The organism is Mesorhizobium sp. P5_C1 (assembly GCF_054049815.1).
This window is the reverse complement of sequence record NZ_JBFULQ010001064.1, coordinates 1-1,086: the sequence shown is the minus strand read 5'-3', so window position 1 is coordinate 1,086 and position 1,086 is coordinate 1. Positions and strand designations below refer to the sequence as shown.

Annotated in this window: 1 protein-coding gene; it reads left to right on the top strand. The window is 61.2% G+C overall.

Annotation, left to right across the window (positions count from 1 at the left end):
- A partial coding sequence (locus ACXJ7R_RS33905; RefSeq protein WP_457155602.1) for an oxidoreductase occupies positions 1–1,086 on the top strand: 1,086 nt, incomplete at both ends.

Genomic DNA, 1,086 nt, shown 5'->3' with positions numbered 1-1,086 from the left:
GGGATATCGAGCGCATCATCAAGGACTTCGCAGACGCCGCCGAACGGATGAAGGCAGGCGGGATGGATGGCGTCGAGCTCGAGGCCTACGGCCACCTGCTCGAACAGTTCACGTCTCCCCTCACGAACGAACTTGACGGTCCTTATGGCGGTTCGCTCGATAATCGCATGCGCTTCTGCATGGATGTCTTGAAGGCGATCCGGTCACGGGTGGGCGAGGACTTCATCCTGGGCGTGCGATACACTGCGGATGAATGTCTCCCCGGCGGCACTGGCAAGTCGGAAGGCCTTGAAATCTCCAAACGCCTCAAGGAAAGCGGACTTATCGATTACCTCAACGTGATCCGCGGCCACATCGACACCGACGCGGGCCTGACGGACGTCATTCCGATTCAGGGAATGGCGAACGCCCCACACCTTGATTTTGCGGGCGAGATTCGTGCCGCGACCAACTTTCCGACCTTCCATGCGGCAAAAATTTCGGATGTGGCGACTGCGCGCCACGCGATCGCGTCGGGCAAGGTCGACATGATCGGCATGACGCGCGCTCACATGACCGACCCACACATCGTGCGGAAGATCATCGAAAAGCGCGAAGACGAAATCAGGCCCTGCGTCGGCGCCAACTATTGCCTTGACCGCATCTATCAGGGCGGGGCGGCATACTGCATTCACAACCCCGCCACTGGTCGCGAGCTGACCATGCCGCACATTGTCGCCAAGGCCGAGACCCGCAAGAAGATCGTCGTCGTCGGTGCAGGTCCGGCCGGCCTCGAGGCCGCCCGCGTGGCGGGTGAGCGGGGACACCAGGTTGTGGTGTTCGAAGCCGCGAGCGGACCGGGAGGACAAATCCGCCTGACAGCACTGAGCCCACGCCGCAAGGAGATGATGAGCATCATCGATTGGCGCATGGCCCAGTGCGAAAAACACGGCGTGAGCATCCAGTTCAATAGCTGGGCGGAAGCCGAAACCATCGAGGCTGAAAACCCGGACGTCGTCATCATTGCCACGGGCGGGGTGGCGCACACCGACGTCCTTTCGAAGGGCAACGAGTTGGTGGTGTCTTCGTGGGACATCATCTCCGGAG